The organism is Bacillus sp. JJ1532 (genome assembly GCF_036965085.1).
GTDB lineage: Bacteria > Bacillota > Bacilli > Bacillales > Cytobacillaceae > Cytobacillus.
On the sequence record NZ_JBALOW010000031.1, the window covers coordinates 1 to 15,496 of the forward strand.

Below are 15,496 nucleotides of genomic sequence, written 5' to 3' on the forward strand. Positions count from 1 at the left end.
ATTAATAACAATCGGCAGCATACGTGGTAAATTAAAAACTGCTGAATATTAAACAACCAATATTACTTTTATAAGAAAATTTTTGTTAAATTTCATTGTAAAATTTTTTTTACACATTCCGCCAATCGATGTCTGAATTATTTGACAATATGATATAAAAAAGTAAAATTTTATCACTAATTCCCTATAAAGTGTCTATAATCTTTGACAAATCCAATGGCATAAAACGATATAGATGTACTAAGAAAGTCACGCTTTAACAAAATTTATACTAGTAATTATTTTCCGAAGATTATATACTTTCAGACATACACTAGTTTTTCTATCATTCACAATTCCTCACACACATCATCGAAGTAGTAAAGAAAGGGCTAAATCATAACTTCTTAGCATTCCTCACACAAATGAGCAGTAAGCTTTCCCTTTTCTTTGAAGTAAGAAACTAGTTTTAAAGGAGGTGAAAGTTCGTTTCTATCCTTATTTGTAAAATCATTTAGCCAAAAATCAGTTGGAAAAGAAAAAAATAAAAGGGGTGTTTCATTTGAAAAAGTATTCCATGATAGCAATCGGTCTATTGCTCGTCCTCTCTATTTTCCTAAGTGCCTGTTCTAGTGAAGGCAGTTCTGGTGGAGGAAAAAGCAATTCCGAAGAAATTTTAGTTGGTGTCCTCTTGCCGGTAACAGGAAATAATGCAACTGACGGAAAAGACATGTTAAACGCTATGCAAATGGCAGCAGAGAAAATAAATAATGATGGCGGAGTTAATGGAAAAAAATTAAAGCTTGAAGTGGCTGACGATGCCTGTGATCCTCAAATGGCCACAACAGCTGCGAATAAGCTTGTTTCCATGAAAGTAACTGCAGTTGTTGGAGGATATTGTTCTGGATCTACATTGCCAGCATCAGGTGTTTTCAATAACGCCAAAATCCCTATGATTGTTGCAGCAGCTAATTCATCAGAATTACCAGCACAGGGCTATGAGGGCCTATTTCTAATTAATGGTTTAGTTCCTGATCAGGCCAAAACAGGGGCTGACTATTTCAAGGACAAAGGTGCTAATAACATTGTCATCATTCATGATAACTCAGCTTACGCAAAAAACTTAGCTGATTTTGCTCAGAAATCTGTTGAAGAAAATGGCGGTAAGGTCATTGGCTTCGAAGCTATTAATCCTGAAGAAAAAGATTTTGGCTCATTAATGACTAAGCTAAAATCGCTAAACCCTGATGGTACTTTTTTTACCGGCTATTATGCAGCTGGCGGTCTAATGCTCAAGCAATTTAAGGAAAAAGGCGTTTCCGGATCTTTCATGGTTGGAGATGGCAGCTATTCACCAGATATTATCGATATCGCCGGAGCTAATAATGCAGATGGCTTATTAGTAACAGCTACTCCTACGGCGAACTTTATTCCTGGAGCCGATGAGTTTGTTAAAGAATATAAGAGTAAGTACAACGACTTATCACCTGGTCCATTCTCAGCTTTATCTTATAACGGAATGAATCTATTAGCTGATGCATTAAAGAGAGCCAACTCAACAAATAGCGAAGATGTAAGAAAAGCACTAAAGGAAACGAAAGCCTTCGAAGGCATCGGCCAAGTGATTGAATTCAATGACCAAAACTCTCTAAATCAATCGAACTACCATGTAATGAAAGTAGTAAGTGGAGATTTCACTTTGGAAAAATAAGTAAAAATCACTGGAACGTATAAACTTTAGGTCAAGCGTTTCATATTCCTCTTATATGCATTGGGCTGTCTTATACATAACAGGGGCCGACAATTAAATGTCTATCGTTATACGTTAAGCATTGTTAAGGTCGCCCCTTGTGGGACAGCACCAAATTCACTTCAGACATCCGCCAAATTTACGCACAGAGGAGAGTCGGAATAATAATGGATATATTCTTACAAATACTAATTGATGGATTGGTAATAGGTGCCTTTTATAGCTTAGTTGCTCTAGGATATACGATGGTATATGGAATTATTAAGCTGCTAAATTTCGCCCATGGCGATCTTTATATGATAGGTGCCTTTATCGGGTTTACCCTTCTCTCTTTATTTACGGGTGATGGCGGGTTTAATACCGGAATATTAGGTATTGGCATTGTTTTCATTGCTACGATGGCAATTGTTGGACTGCTAGGGATGGGTATTGAGAGAATTGCCTATCGGCCGCTGTTGCTTGCCCCTAGGCTGTCAATCTTAATTACAGCAATTGGTGTGTCCTTATCACTGGAATATACATCTATGATCGGATGGGGTGCTTCTTACAAGGTATACCCTATTAAACTGCCAAATGATGGACTTCAGTTTTTAGGAGCGCAAATCTCTTTTGCTCAGATAGGGATGATTGTACTTTCTGCACTATTGATGATTGGTCTTCGCTTATTTATTGATAAAACCATTTACGGTAAGGCGATGCGTGCCATTGCTTTAGATCAAACAGCTTGCAGCTTAATGGGCGTTAACGTACATCGAATCATTGCCCTTACATTTTTTATTGGTGCATTCTTGGCTGCCGGAGCCGGAATCATGTCAGGCGTCTACTACGGAACGATTAACTTTATGATGGGATTTATCATTGGCCTTAAAGCCTTTACAGCAGCAGTTCTAGGTGGAATTGGAAATATAACAGGCGCCATGCTTGGAGGTCTAGTTCTTGGGATTATCGAAGCTTTCGGCACCTTTTACCTCGGCGGATCGTGGAAAGATGTACTTGCCTTTGGAATTCTCATCCTATTCTTAGTATTTAAGCCTACAGGCATACTGGGAGCAAAAGAAATGGAGAGGATGTAGTGATGAAAAAGTATAAGAAACAATCCCTTTTGCTGGCCATCATCGCCTTATTCGTTCTTCCATTTTTTCTGAATAGTTATTGGTTAGATGTCTTAACCCTTGTACTTTTTTATGTTGTTCTAACGCAAGGATTGAATATAGTAGTCGGATATACTGGCCTGCTGGATTTAGGCTATGCCGCGTTTTTTGCTGTTGGAGCTTATACAACTGCCATACTAATGACCACTTATCATTGGTCCTTCTGGCTGACGCTTCCTGTAGCGTTCCTTTGCGCAGTTATCGCAGGTGTCGTTGTTGGAACTCCGACTCTCCGATTAAGAAGTGATTATTTAGCCATCGTTACCCTCGGGTTCGGTGAGATTGTAAAAATATTAGCTACCAATTTGGAAATTACCGGGTCAGCTTCTGGAATTTATGGTATTCCTCGGCCAGCCATTGGCAGCTATATTTTGTCATCACAAAAGGACTTTTATTATTTAATATTAGTTGTCGCCATCCTCTCCATCATTGCTGTTTACAGATTAGGGCGTTCAAGGATCGGACGGGCATGGATTTATATTCGGGAGGATGAGGATGCCGCAGAAGCTATGGGGATTAATCGAATTCGGCTGAAATTGCTTTCGTATGCTTCTGGAGCCGTTATCGGAAGCTTTGCCGGTTCTATCTTCGCTGTCAAAATGAGTGCAATCGCCCCTTTAAGCTTTAGCTTTTTACAATCAGTTATGATTCTTCTTGCCGTTGTATTAGGAGGACTTGGAAGTATTCCAGGTGTTGTGATTGGTGCTGTACTAGTCATCGTTCTTCCAGAGGTTCTGCGTGGTGCAGACGATTGGCGCTATTTAATATTCGGGGTTTCCTTAGTGGCTATGATGATCTTCCGTCCGCAAGGAATATGGCCATCTAAAAACGGAACCGAGGATGTGGCCGATATAGACGATGATGAAAAAACGAATGACCCAAAACACACCATATCTATTTAATTCTACTTCGAAAGAGAGGGGGCCCATTGAATGTCTTTATTAACCGTAAAGAACTTAAAGCTTCAGTTTGGAGGATTACTTGCCGTAAATGATTTATCCTTTACTGTTGAAAAAAACTCTATATCCAGTATTATCGGACCGAACGGAGCTGGAAAAACTTCAGTATTTAATATGATTACTGGTTTTTACCGTCCGACCAGCGGAGAAATTAATTTGGACGGGACAAGCTTAATCAATAAAAAACCTAGTCAAATAACGGCTTTAGGAATGGCCCGGACATTTCAGAACCTTCGTTTGTTTCCAAACTTATCTGTGTTGGATAATGTAAAGTCTGGAATGCACTGCCGTACGAAGCAGGCCGTTTGGGGTGCCTTGTTTCAAACAAAAAGCCAAAAAGAAGAAGAAAGATTAATAGAACAGGTTGCCATGGATTGCATTGAATTTGCAGGGATCACCAAATATATGAAAAGATCTGCAAAGAACCTCCCATATGGAGCCCAACGCTATTTAGAGATTGCCCGAGCATTGGCCACCCAACCAAAAATATTGTTATTAGATGAGCCGGCTGCAGGGCTAAACTTTGAAGAAAAGCAATATTTAATTCAGCTGATTAGAAGAGTTCGCGACGAATTTAATATTACGGTTTTAATGATTGAGCATGATATGGCATTGATTAAACAAATCTCCGAACATATTACGGTTATTGATTATGGTTGTAAAATTGCAGAAGGCACCCCTGAGGAAGTGCTGAATAACGAAAAGGTCATTGAAGCATACCTGGGCAAGGAGGAAGTCGTTTGAAGCCTCTACTAAAACTGACGGACGTAAATTCTTACTATGGGAAAATTCATGCACTAAATAATATAAATTTGGAAATTAATGAAGGGGAAATTGTTGCTTTGCTAGGAAGCAATGGAGCAGGCAAAAGTACGACCCTTAAAACGATATCCGGATTGATTAAGCCAAAATCAGGTAATATCGAATGGAATAGTCAGAGTATTGTCGGGGTTCAGCCGCATAAAATTGTCGAATCAGGAATTATTCATGTCCCTGAAGGAAGACGGATCTTTGGCGGCCTCACCGTTACAGAGAATTTAGAGCTAGGCGCCTTTACATATAGAAAGGATAAGAAATGGATAAAAGAAGGAATTGAACGATCTTTTGACCTGTTTCCACGATTAAAGGAACGATCTAAGCAGTTAGCAGGCACACTCAGCGGAGGCGAGCAGCAGATGGTTGCAATCAGCCGCGGTCTAATGGGAAATCCAAAGCTGTTGATGCTTGATGAGCCATCGATGGGGCTTGCTCCCATTATCGTTCAAGAGATTATGAGAATTATCCAGGAGATTAACAAGCAAGGAACGACCATTCTATTAATTGAGCAAAATGCAAAAGCTGCTCTTCGTCTTGCCAATAGAGGCTATTTAATTGAAATTGGGAATATTGTTATGCATGATACGGCAGAGGTTTTACGCGAGGATGATAAAATTATTAAAGCGTATTTGGGAGCTTGAGATGGATCTTTAAAACAAAAAAACCAGCACTGTGCTGGTTTTTTGCTTTGAAACTTAGCCAATACGAATCAATTCTGTTGGAAATGAAGTTAATAGCTTTCCATTGCCAGCTTCATCAATATAAACATTTTCCTCAATCCGTACTCCGCCATATCCCGGAATATAAATGCCTGGCTCAATCGTAAATAGGAGCCCGCTTTCTACGATTAAATCATTGTTTTCATGGACTGAAGGCTCTTCATGCACATCGATCCCCAAACCATGTCCTACACGGTTATTAAAATATTCCCCATAGCCAGCTTCTTTAATTACATTGCGGGCAGCAATATCAATTTCCCCAATTCGAATACCCGCTTTACAAGCATTTACGCCTGCTTCTGTGGATTTTCGAACAATATCATAAATTTCTCTCTGTTTCGCAGTTTCCTCACCAATGACAAATGTTCGAGTAATGTCAGAGCAATAGCCATCCACAATAACACCCATATCAATCAGTAAAAAGTCTCCTTGATTGATCGTTTTCTGATCTGGACTTCCATGTGGTAAGGATGCTTTTTCTCCTGATAAAACAATCGTTGAAAATGAAGGACCCGCTGCTCCAAACTTTCTCATAAGAAACTCTAATTCTGCCGTAAAGTCTTGCTCTGTCATACCAGCTTTGACCTTCTTAATTCCTTCAGCCATTACTTTTTCAATCACATGAATGGCAGTCTGAATCTTGCTGCATTCCTCTTGAGACTTTTTCATTCTTTGCTGGGAAATAAAATCTCCAATATTTTTATAGTTTAAATCAGAGAAAAAGAGATTGAGCTGTTCATGATGATATAAAGAAATAACTTTTGTTTCTAAGCCAATTGTATTAACACTTTCACCAATCGTGTCTTTTAATACTTTATATGGATTTACTTCATCAGAAATCGTTACAATCCTCTTTACAAAAGAATCATTTTCTGCAATTTCCCGATCTAAGGCAGGAACAAATAAATATTGATCTGCCTTATTAAGATCCATGACTAAAGCCATAAATCTTTCGTGAGGATCAGAATTGAAACCTGTATAATAGAAAACATTTTTTGGATCTTTAATGATCGCTACATCGACATTTTGATTTTCTAAGTATTTCTTTAACTCATTCAATCTACTTTGATATTGTTCTTGCATAAGTTGTCATCCCTTACATTTTATATTATTTCACACAGCTTAGGGCTATAAAATGACTAGCTCCTTCGTTGATGGGGTTAATACTTCTCGACCATTTTCGGTAATTAGGATAACATCCTCTACCCTCGCTCCGCCTAAGCCTTTTAAATAAATTCCAGGCTCGACGGTTATTACCATGTTTTCCTCTAATACTTTGTCTTTTAATACAGAGAATAACGGGGCTTCATGAACCTCTATCCCAATTCCATGACCTGTGCCAGTTCCTGATTGTTCATTAAACCCGTGCTTAATAATATTTTCACGCATTAAATAGTCGACCTCTTTGTCAGTCAGCCCCGGACGTAAATGAGCAACGCAATTTTCGAATGAAGTCAGCACAACATCATGAAGGTTTCTTAATTCAGGTACCGGCTCTCCAATTGCAACAACCCTAGAAATATCGGCCCAATAGCCTTCGTAATTGGCCCCAAAATCAATTGTAATCATATCGCCTTTTTCAATAATTTTATCACTTGCACGTCCATGTGGCAAAGAGGAGCGATATCCGGATGCAACAATTGGAGAAAATGATGTAGTTGTGCCGCCATGTTTTTTAATAAATGCTCCAAGTTCTTCTGCTACATCTAGCTCAGACATACCAGCCCGGATAATATTTAGAATATGTAAATACGCTTTGTCAGTAATATCCGCGGCAACACGCAATTTCTTGATTTCGTCTTCCGTTTTAATCATACGAATCTTCTCGACTGCTTCAAAAGTTGGCACTAGTTCTGCGGAGAATAATTTTTCATTTCTGCTAAATAGCCCATAAGATAAATGCTCTTGCTCAAAACCAAGCTTACTAATCTTCATTTCATTCGCTTGGACAACAACTTCTTCAAAGATTTTCCCTTTATGGCCTGTATGCCCTGCGTGCAAAACAACTTCAAAGTCCTTTGCTTGATTTTGAGCCTGTTCAAAATAGCGATAATCGGTAATAAGCTTTGTTTCTGTTTCAGTAATAAGAAGTACCCCATTGCTTCCAGTAAAACCAGACATGTACAATCTGTTCACTGGATGAACGATCATCATTCCATCTACACCTAATTCATTAAACTTCTCTCGGAGTCTATTAATTTTATGCACACTTTTTCCCCCTCAAGTTTTAGATTCAATTAAATATTAATGCAATTTTTGTGCCATAAAAAAACGCAAGTAATGTTAAATTTAATAGGTTTGTTTTTCTGATTAAGTTTTAGTATTTTTTACACATTCAAAATTTTTTGACAACTTATGTATAACTTTTTAAACACAGTTAAATGAATTGCTTACAATTTTCAAAATATACTAATCAATTAAAGGACTTATGTACTGGCACAATTCTTGCAATATATTTTTGAATATTCTAAAAAGGAGGAGTCTATTTTGTTAAAACTAAAAACTGCAATAACTGTCATTCTTTCTCTTCTTATCGTTTTAGCCCTCACAGGCTGCTATGGAAAAAGCAATGAAACAAGCAAGCCATCATCAACACCAGAAACAAAAGGAACTGAGAATAATCAGCCTTCTACTTCTGATGTAGAAGACCAATCGTTAAATTTGTATGCAGCGAATGAAATTCCTACACTAAAAACAAATGGAGTGATCGATGGTATTTCAGGCACGATGATGTTAAATCTTTATGAAGGTCTGTACCGAGAGGACCAAGACCAAAAACTCGTACCTGGAATAGCGAAGGATCATGAAGTTAGCAACGATGGTAAAACATACACTTTTCATTTACGGGATGATGCAAAATGGAGCAATGGTACACAAGTATCAGCTCATGATTTTGTATTCGCCTGGCAGAGAGCACTCCATCCAGACACCCTTTCACCCCACTCCTATGAAATGGACAGTATCGTGAACGCAGTAGCAATCCAAAATAATGACCATGAACTTTATGGTAAGGTAGAAGAACTAGGGGTAAAAGCGATTGATGACTTTACACTTGAAGTTCAATTAGAACATGCGATTCCTTATTTTCTAGATACGTTAAACAATACTCTTTTCTACCCGCAAAATGAAGAGTTTTTGAATTCGCAAGGCGACAATTATGCATTAGAACCAGAATACTTAATTTATAATGGCCCCTTTATTCTTGATTCTTGGAAACATGAAGAAGGATGGGTGCTTAAGAAAAATCCTGCCTACTGGGATGCAGGTAATGTAAAGATTGAAACAATTAATTTCAAAGTTGTAAAAGATGTTTCTACTGGTGTAAATCTGTACGATTCTGGTTCTGTCGACATGACAAACTTGTCATCAGAATTTGTTGATCTTTACCAAGGCAATCCAGATCTTCAATCTATAATAAAAAGGGAAATGTATTTTATCCGCTTTAACCTTCAAAACAAATATTTAAGCAATGTTAATATCCGAAAAGCAATCGATATGGGCTGGAATAAGAAAGAAGCCGCAGAATTGATTCTTAAAAACGGCTCTATCCCTGCTTACTACTTAATTCCTGAAAAAATGGTAACCGTTACAGATGGAAGTGATTTCAGGAGCAAACACGGAAACTTTAACGATGAAGGAATAGAAAAAGCACAAGAATATTGGCAAAAAGGGCTAGAAGAGCTCGGCACTGATAAAGTTGAACTAGAATTTTTAAGCTATGATGATGGCCAGCGCAAATCCGTAGCAGAATATATTAAGAACCAACTCGAAAAGAACCTACCGGGATTAACTCTCAATATCAACCAACAGCCTAATAAACAAAAGCTTGCGTTAGAAGGCAAACAGGAATATGATATGAGCCATTCCGGCTGGCGCAGCGGGATTGCCGATCCAACTGATTTTATGTCAATTCACCTTTCAGACGGTCCATACAACTGGCAAAGCTATGTAAGTGCTGATTATGACAAGCTAGTGAAAAAGGCTCAGGTAGACTTTACTAATATTGAAGAGAGATTTAACAATCTCCAAGATGCTGAACAAATCCTAATTGAAAAAGATGTAGTTATTTCACCGATGTATCAAGCAAGTGAAGCATACCTTTTAAAACCATATGTTAAAGGATTCGTCACCCTTCCAAATACAACGTACAGCTATAAGTGGACGTATATTGAAGGAAAATAATGTGAACTAAACGGACTGTCCGATAATTCCCGCAAAATAAAGCAGCTGAAGAAAAAAATTTTTCTTCAGCTGTTTTCAAATGAAAAAGGTTTGCCCAACCGAATTCAACTTACAGCAATAAATAGACGTATATGATAGGAGAATAGTTGGATCAAAGAACAAAGCGCTTATATTTTTGCGCTTGTTATTCATTACATCCAGAACTTCTATTTCCCCCGCAATAACAAAAAAAGAGGCATACATTTATATAGTATGCCTTTCAAAAAAAAAGATAGGGGGTATATATCAATATTAAACAGATGAGCGATTGAAATTGGTTTTTTATAGGGTGTACATACAAACACGTATTCAATAAAGATAAATGACGTTATTGTATTTATTGCAATTTTTGTGCCAAAACTGAAAAAATTCATTTAATGATTCAAAATATTTTTTAAAAAACTTATAAGTTCTAAATCATCGCTTAGAGAAATGAGCTTTATTAAATTTTTATCTAAAGCTTATTACTAACCTATTAAAATTGGATTGGCATGTGAATTGCATTTTTTGTACATGATCTAATTAAAATGGAGGCTTCATTAATGAATACAATAAAAACCGAAATAGAAGAAAATTTTCACGGCACGATTGTTAAGGACCCTTTCCGCTGGTTAGAGAATTCTGAGCTGGAAGAAACGAAGGAATGGGACGCAAAACAGATGGCCGCTACGATTCAGTATATCGAGGAAATCCCAGAAAGGAATAAAATTCATGATAGATTGAAGGATCTATGGAATTATCCGAAATATTTTGTTCCGAAAAAACATGGAGATTTCTATTATTATTTAAAAAATAGCGGTTCGAGTAACCAGCCTACTCTTTACCGTGCGAAAGATTTAAAGGCAGTTGAAGAAACAGAGGAAGTCATTCTTGATGTTAATTCTTTAGCTGATGATGGGACAATCGCAATTACAAATCTTTCATTTCATTCAGATGGAAAGCTGCTCGCTTATGCTCTTTCTGAAAAGGGGAGCGATTGGCAGGAATTTAAAATATTAAATTTAGAAACTATAGAGCATTATCGCGAAAAGATTTTGTGGTGCAAGTTTTCTAGTATTGCTTGGTCGGAGGACGGGAAAGGTTTCTATTATAACCGTTACCCAGAAGCACAAAATGAATTAAATGACGAAAATCATTTTAATAAAGTGTATTGGCATACATTAAATACAGAGCAAACGGCAGATGAGGTTGTATTTGAATACCCAGAAGATGAACAAATGGTGTTCTATCCTACGATCACAAGTGACAACTCTTATCTAATGCTTTATGCAGGCAGAGGCACCGAACATTTAAGCAGATATCTTTATAAAGATTTAACCGTGCCAAACAGCGAGTTTAAGTGGCTATTACAAAACGGAGATGCCCTCTATTCCTACATTGGCATAGAAGATACGCAATTATACTTTTTCACAGATAAAGAAGCTCCAAACGGGAAAATCATTAGTTTTTCAATAGATGCTCCAGAGAGTGAGAATTGGACTGAAGTTATTCCTGAGACCGATGATTCCATTTCTACTATTAAAATGGTTGGAGGGCATTTAGTCGTTTCTTACATTCGCCATGCTTCATATGTATTAAAGCTTTTCACTCTGTCAGGTGAGTTTGTAAAGGAAATACCTCTGCCGGAATTAGGAACAATCGTTGAGATTGGTGGAAAAAAGGAAGGGAACGAGCTTTATTTTAGCTACACATCTTATCTATCGCAAACTTCCATTTATAAATATAGCTTTGAAATCGGTCAAGTAGAGACTATATTTACACCTTCTCTTCAACTTGATCTTTCCGATTACAAAACGGAGCAGGTCTTCTATCAATCTAAAGACGGTACAAAAGTGCCGATGTTTTTAACTTATAAAAAGGGAATGAAACGAGATGGACAAAATCCAGTTCTTCTTTACGGTTATGGTGGATATCATATCTCCTTAACTCCTTCATTCTCGGCTTCCAATTTATTATGGCTTGAGAATGGCGGCATTTACGCTGTTGCAAACATTCGCGGCGGGGGCGAATATGGACTTGCTTGGCATGAAGCTGGCATGAAGGAAAAGAAGCAAAATGTATTCGATGATTTTATCGCCGCGGGAGAATACCTCCTCTCTGAGGGCTACACAACCTCTGAAAAATTAGCGATCATGGGAGGCAGCAATGGAGGATTGCTCGTAGCTACTTGTATGATTCAGCGTCCAGAACTTTTTGGTGCAATTATTTGTAATGTGCCTGTTTTAGATATGCTTAGGTTCCAAAAGTTTACAGTGGGCAGATTTTGGGTGACGGAATTTGGAGATCCAGAAGGTACACGTGAAGAGTTTGAAGTTTTGTATGCCTATTCGCCATTGCATAATATTCAGGAAGGTTTCCAATACCCTCCTATTTTAATTACAACTGCCGATTCAGATGACCGTGTCGTTCCTGCACATGCACGGAAATTCACAGCTGCATTGCAGGTGGCCAATCCAGACTCATCTAACCCAATATTATTGAGAATTGAAAAAGGGGCTGGACATGGATTAGGAAAACCGGTTGAAAAAATTATTGGTGAGCATACTGATATTTATGCATTTTTGTTTAATCATTTGGGGGTTTAAGAATGACAAAGGAAGATATATAGCAATCTTGAGGACCTTCAATTTGGAAACTATAAAATCGAGGCGTGGATATGAATCCAGCCTCGATTTACATTTCATTATAAGTTTAGCGCGGACACCAGTTCCGTTATATGCTACAAAATAAGGAAATTCCTTATGTTTGAGGACATAGGTTCCTTTATTTTGTATTAAAGTAGTGATTTCCTTATGTTTTTTCGTATATAGCGTACCTTGTGTCCGCTTAGCCCTTAAATTAGAAACATTTATAAAAAATAACGGAATCAATGTCCACTTAAGTTTAAAATTTTTATTTTTCATAGAAAAAAATATCGATCATATTCCACGATCGTTTCAATTTCTTTAATTGTTTGACTCATAGAACGAATACCAAATATATTTTGAATAAAAGTCATTTTAATCAGCACAACAGGATCAATACTCGGACGGCCAACTGTTGAATAGAGATTTTCAACCAATGGATAAATGAAGAGAAATCAATAGCTGATTCAATTTTACGTACCAAATGATCTTGTGGTACTAGTTGGTCAATAGCGATCACTTCTAATTGGTCTCTTTCAGTATTATTGTTTCTCTTCATCATAATCCATCACCTTTAGATATCTCTTATTAAATATTGTAAATGAAAAAAGACTGTAGGCAAACTCGATTTTATCGAGTTTGTCTACAGTCTGAACAAAGCGCTTATCACTGTAAGCGCTTTGTTTTTTCATTACCAATTAATCTAGTTTATTTTGTATCTATAAAGTTATTTAGTAACTCAAAAAAATAGCCCCATAACACAACGCCCCTACAATAATAAAAGCAGGACTAATTTTAAGCTTTTCCAATAGGATAAAGCTTACAGCAATTAGCAATAAAGTGTGAATCCAGCCAGCATCCAAAAAAGAGTTTCGGAAGAACTGGTATGTCATTACTCCAAGAAGAACAGAGATTGTGGGTTTAATCAAGTTGGTCAATGCCTGAACTTTTGGAGATTCTTTATGTTTATACAATATTTGTAGTAGAACAATCATTAATATGAGTGAAGGTGCCACAGTTGCGAATACGCCGACTATGGATCCAAGGATACCTCCTTCCATATAGCCTATGTAGCCGGCCATTTTGGTTGCAATAGGTCCGGGAAGTGCATTTCCAATTGCCAGTACTTCCCCAAACTCATTCACAGTGAGCCATCCGTATTTGTCTACGACCTCATGTTCAACGAGGGGGATTGAAGCAGGTCCCCCTCCATACCCCAAAATTCCGGGGATGAAAAAAGCTAAAAAAATTTGCCAGTAAATCATTAACTAATCCCCCTCTTAGGGAGCTTCTGTTCATGTACGACTCTATCTTTTCTTGTAAGGGAATATACTAATATGCCTGTAATCACAATACCGGGGTGAATGCCTAAATACTGAATAATCACCAAACTAAAAGCAACAAGGCCTATACTTTTCCCCCAGCCCATTTTCTTTTTTGATTTATTGAAAAAGTCCCATGTCAACACAGCTAGCATAACACCGACTACCGGTACTACCGCTCTTGTCATCCCTGCTACCCAAGGTAAGTCCTTAAAGGTAGCTAAGGAAGTGAGTAAAACAACCATTAATAGAATAGTAGGCAAAATCGATGACAGGATAGCATTTAACATGCCTAGCAGACCAGCCACACGATATCCAATATAACCTGCCATTTTAGTATTAATCGGTCCTGGTAAGGTATTTCCCAGTGCGAGAATATCCCCAAATTCCTCATCATTAACCCATTTATAACGCTCAACTACCTCTTTATGAACAAGGGGAATGGAAGATGGGCCACCTCCATATCCAAGCATACCCGAACGGAAAAAAGCTAAAAAGAGATGCCAGTGGTTCATATAAAAACACCCTCTAATTTTAAAGTTTTACCATGCTGCTACAACACCATCTGTCTCTGATTCGCTGCCCCGCAAAATATTGCATTTAACAAGTTACCTAAATATTAATCGAATCCCCATTCGTATGCACAGGTGCACAGGTGGGGATTATTAGACGCTTACGCTGGAGCGGATGTTTTGCGGATGAAGGAGCACATTGCTGTTGACATCATTACTGCACGTCTGCCGCAGCATTGAAGCCGGCTATTATCCACTTTTGCTCTGTTGATCGTTATTATCGTCTGTACTTTTCTCGTATATAAAGGAGCCGGAACGGCCATGGAGACGACTCGAGTTTTATAGCGTTCTTCTGCAGGATCTGGGTTTCAATTGCCATAGTTTTGGATATTTTGTACTTGCTCACTTCACTACACTTCATGACATGCAACAAAATGCCCTGGTTCCAGTTCTCTCCACTCTGGTTCCACTTCCTTACATTTTGAGGTTACTAAAGGACAACGGGGTGCAAATACACATCCGTTGGAAGAAGTGGAAAGGTCTAAACTATTCTCTTTTTCCACTACCTTTTGTCTTCTCTTATCTAAATTGACACGTGGAATTGCGGATAAAAGAATTTTGGTATATGGATGTTTAGGGTTTTCGTATAATTGTTTTACTGGTGCTAATTCTGCCATATTCCCCCTATACATGACTAGAACACGATCACATATATAGCGAACTACTCCGAGGTCGTGAGAAATGAACATATATGTTAAATTATGTTTCTCTTGCAGATCTTGAAGTAGTTGAATAATTTGCGCTTGAATGGAAACATCTAGTGCGGACACAGGCTCATCACAGACAATAAATTTAGGGTTTAACGCAATGGCTCTTCCAATAACGACACGTTGTCTTTGCCCTCCGCTAAATTCATGGGAATATCTATTTGCATACTCTTCCTTCAATCCTACTTCTTTCAATAATTCTATGACTTTTTCCTGTCTTTCTTTCTTAGAATATTGATGATAAATATCCATTGGTTCTCTTAATGCATTGCCAATTTTTTGTCTTGGATTTAGTGAAGAGAATGGATCCTGAAAAATCATTTGCATATCTTTTCTTAATTTCTTAAATTCTGCGTTTGATTTTTCATGAATGTTTTCCCCATTAAAGAAAACAGCGCCATCTGTTATTTCCTCTAATTGAATGATTGTTCTACCAAGAGTTGATTTTCCACATCCGGATTCACCAACCACTCCCATTGTTTCGCCTTCAATTATATCCAAAGTTACCCCGTTTACTGCTTTTACATATTCCTTTTCAAAAGATAATGTCTTCTTTTTAACTGGGTAATACTTTTTAACGTTTCTTAATGAAACTAATACTTTCTCTTCTTTCTCCATACTGCCACCCTTTCCTATTCATTAAAGGAGGATGTCCATCTTAACCTTTATTTCACTA

At 37.7% G+C, this 15,496-nt stretch carries 12 protein-coding genes and 1 pseudogene; 7 read left to right on the forward strand and 6 right to left on the reverse strand.

Annotated features, from left to right (window positions below; translation table 11 throughout):
- Positions 1 to 532: 532 nt before the first annotated feature.
- The 5 genes from V7122_RS11910 to V7122_RS11930 all read left to right on the forward strand — a co-directional run bounded on the left by V7122_RS11910 (position 533) and on the right by V7122_RS11930 (position 5,296).
- Positions 533 to 1,690 (forward strand): branched-chain amino acid ABC transporter substrate-binding protein, encoded by a 1,158-nt coding sequence (locus tag V7122_RS11910; RefSeq protein ID WP_335483128.1) that lies wholly within the window; start codon positions 533 to 535, stop codon positions 1,688 to 1,690.
- Positions 1,691 to 1,896: 206 nt separating this feature from the next.
- Complete coding sequence (locus tag V7122_RS11915; RefSeq protein ID WP_335483130.1) at positions 1,897 to 2,802, forward strand: branched-chain amino acid ABC transporter permease; 906 nt, start codon at positions 1,897 to 1,899, stop codon at positions 2,800 to 2,802.
- A gap of 2 nt (positions 2,803 to 2,804) precedes the next feature.
- On the forward strand, positions 2,805 to 3,782 hold the full coding sequence (locus V7122_RS11920) for a branched-chain amino acid ABC transporter permease (RefSeq protein ID WP_335483132.1): 978 nt from the start codon (positions 2,805 to 2,807) through the stop codon (positions 3,780 to 3,782).
- Positions 3,783 to 3,812: 30 nt separating this feature from the next.
- On the forward strand, positions 3,813 to 4,583 hold the full coding sequence (locus V7122_RS11925) for an ABC transporter ATP-binding protein (RefSeq protein WP_335483134.1): 771 nt from the start codon (positions 3,813 to 3,815) through the stop codon (positions 4,581 to 4,583).
- Positions 4,580 to 5,296: an ABC transporter ATP-binding protein gene (locus V7122_RS11930; RefSeq protein WP_335347772.1), complete on the forward strand. Its 717-nt coding sequence runs from the start codon at positions 4,580 to 4,582 to the stop codon at positions 5,294 to 5,296. The genes V7122_RS11925 and V7122_RS11930 overlap by 4 nt, the downstream gene beginning before the upstream one ends.
- Before the next feature lie 54 nt (positions 5,297 to 5,350).
- Here V7122_RS11930 and V7122_RS11935 read toward each other — a convergent pair whose 3' ends face one another.
- Positions 5,351 to 6,457, reverse strand: a complete 1,107-nt coding sequence (locus V7122_RS11935) for a M24 family metallopeptidase (RefSeq protein ID WP_335526908.1) — start codon at positions 6,455 to 6,457, stop codon at positions 5,351 to 5,353.
- A 45-nt stretch (positions 6,458 to 6,502) separates the two neighbouring features.
- Positions 6,503 to 7,582 carry a M24 family metallopeptidase gene (locus V7122_RS11940; protein WP_335347774.1) on the reverse strand — a complete coding sequence of 360 codons (1,080 nt, stop codon included), beginning with the start codon at positions 7,580 to 7,582 and terminating at the stop codon, positions 6,503 to 6,505.
- A gap of 279 nt (positions 7,583 to 7,861) precedes the next feature.
- Here V7122_RS11940 and V7122_RS11945 point away from each other — a divergent pair, with 279 nt between their 5' ends.
- Both V7122_RS11945 and V7122_RS11950 read left to right on the forward strand, forming a co-directional pair.
- Positions 7,862 to 9,556 (forward strand): peptide ABC transporter substrate-binding protein, encoded by a 1,695-nt coding sequence (locus tag V7122_RS11945; RefSeq protein WP_335526909.1) that lies wholly within the window; start codon positions 7,862 to 7,864, stop codon positions 9,554 to 9,556.
- A gap of 581 nt (positions 9,557 to 10,137) precedes the next feature.
- Entirely contained in the window at positions 10,138 to 12,180 is a 2,043-nt protein-coding gene (locus V7122_RS11950; RefSeq protein ID WP_335526911.1) for a prolyl oligopeptidase family serine peptidase, read from the forward strand.
- A gap of 323 nt (positions 12,181 to 12,503) precedes the next feature.
- Here V7122_RS11950 and V7122_RS11955 read toward each other — a convergent pair.
- The 4 genes and pseudogenes from V7122_RS11955 to V7122_RS11970 all read right to left on the reverse strand — a co-directional run.
- Positions 12,504 to 12,781: pseudogene (locus V7122_RS11955) on the reverse strand (transposase); the annotation flags it as partial.
- Positions 12,782 to 12,950: 169 nt separating this feature from the next.
- Positions 12,951 to 13,484, reverse strand: coding sequence for a chromate transporter (locus V7122_RS11960; protein WP_335526913.1), 534 nt, complete (start codon positions 13,482 to 13,484; stop codon positions 12,951 to 12,953).
- Complete coding sequence (locus tag V7122_RS11965; RefSeq protein WP_335526915.1) at positions 13,484 to 14,056, reverse strand: chromate transporter; 573 nt, start codon at positions 14,054 to 14,056, stop codon at positions 13,484 to 13,486. The genes V7122_RS11960 and V7122_RS11965 overlap by 1 nt, the downstream gene beginning before the upstream one ends.
- A gap of 407 nt (positions 14,057 to 14,463) precedes the next feature.
- Positions 14,464 to 15,438, reverse strand: a complete 975-nt coding sequence (locus V7122_RS11970; RefSeq protein ID WP_335526918.1) for an ABC transporter ATP-binding protein — start codon at positions 15,436 to 15,438, stop codon at positions 14,464 to 14,466.
- Between the last annotated feature and the right edge of the window lie 58 nt (positions 15,439 to 15,496).

Bases quoted from the DNA above. Each gene is read 5' to 3' on its own strand.
- V7122_RS11920 (WP_335483132.1), top strand. From the start codon at position 2,805: ATGAAAAAGTATAAGAAACAATCCCTTTTGCTGGCCATCATCGCCTTA.
- V7122_RS11935 (WP_335526908.1), bottom strand. From the start codon at position 6,457: ATGCAAGAACAATATCAAAGTAGATTGAATGAGTTAAAGAAATACTTA.
- V7122_RS11950 (WP_335526911.1), top strand. From the start codon at position 10,138: ATGAATACAATAAAAACCGAAATAGAAGAAAATTTTCACGGCACGATT.
- V7122_RS11925 (WP_335483134.1), top strand. From the start codon at position 3,813: ATGTCTTTATTAACCGTAAAGAACTTAAAGCTTCAGTTTGGAGGATTA.
- V7122_RS11970 (WP_335526918.1), bottom strand. From the start codon at position 15,438: ATGGAGAAAGAAGAGAAAGTATTAGTTTCATTAAGAAACGTTAAAAAG.
- V7122_RS11915 (WP_335483130.1), top strand. From the start codon at position 1,897: ATGGATATATTCTTACAAATACTAATTGATGGATTGGTAATAGGTGCC.
- V7122_RS11965 (WP_335526915.1), bottom strand. From the start codon at position 14,056: ATGAACCACTGGCATCTCTTTTTAGCTTTTTTCCGTTCGGGTATGCTT.
- V7122_RS11960 (WP_335526913.1), bottom strand. From the start codon at position 13,484: ATGATTTACTGGCAAATTTTTTTAGCTTTTTTCATCCCCGGAATTTTG.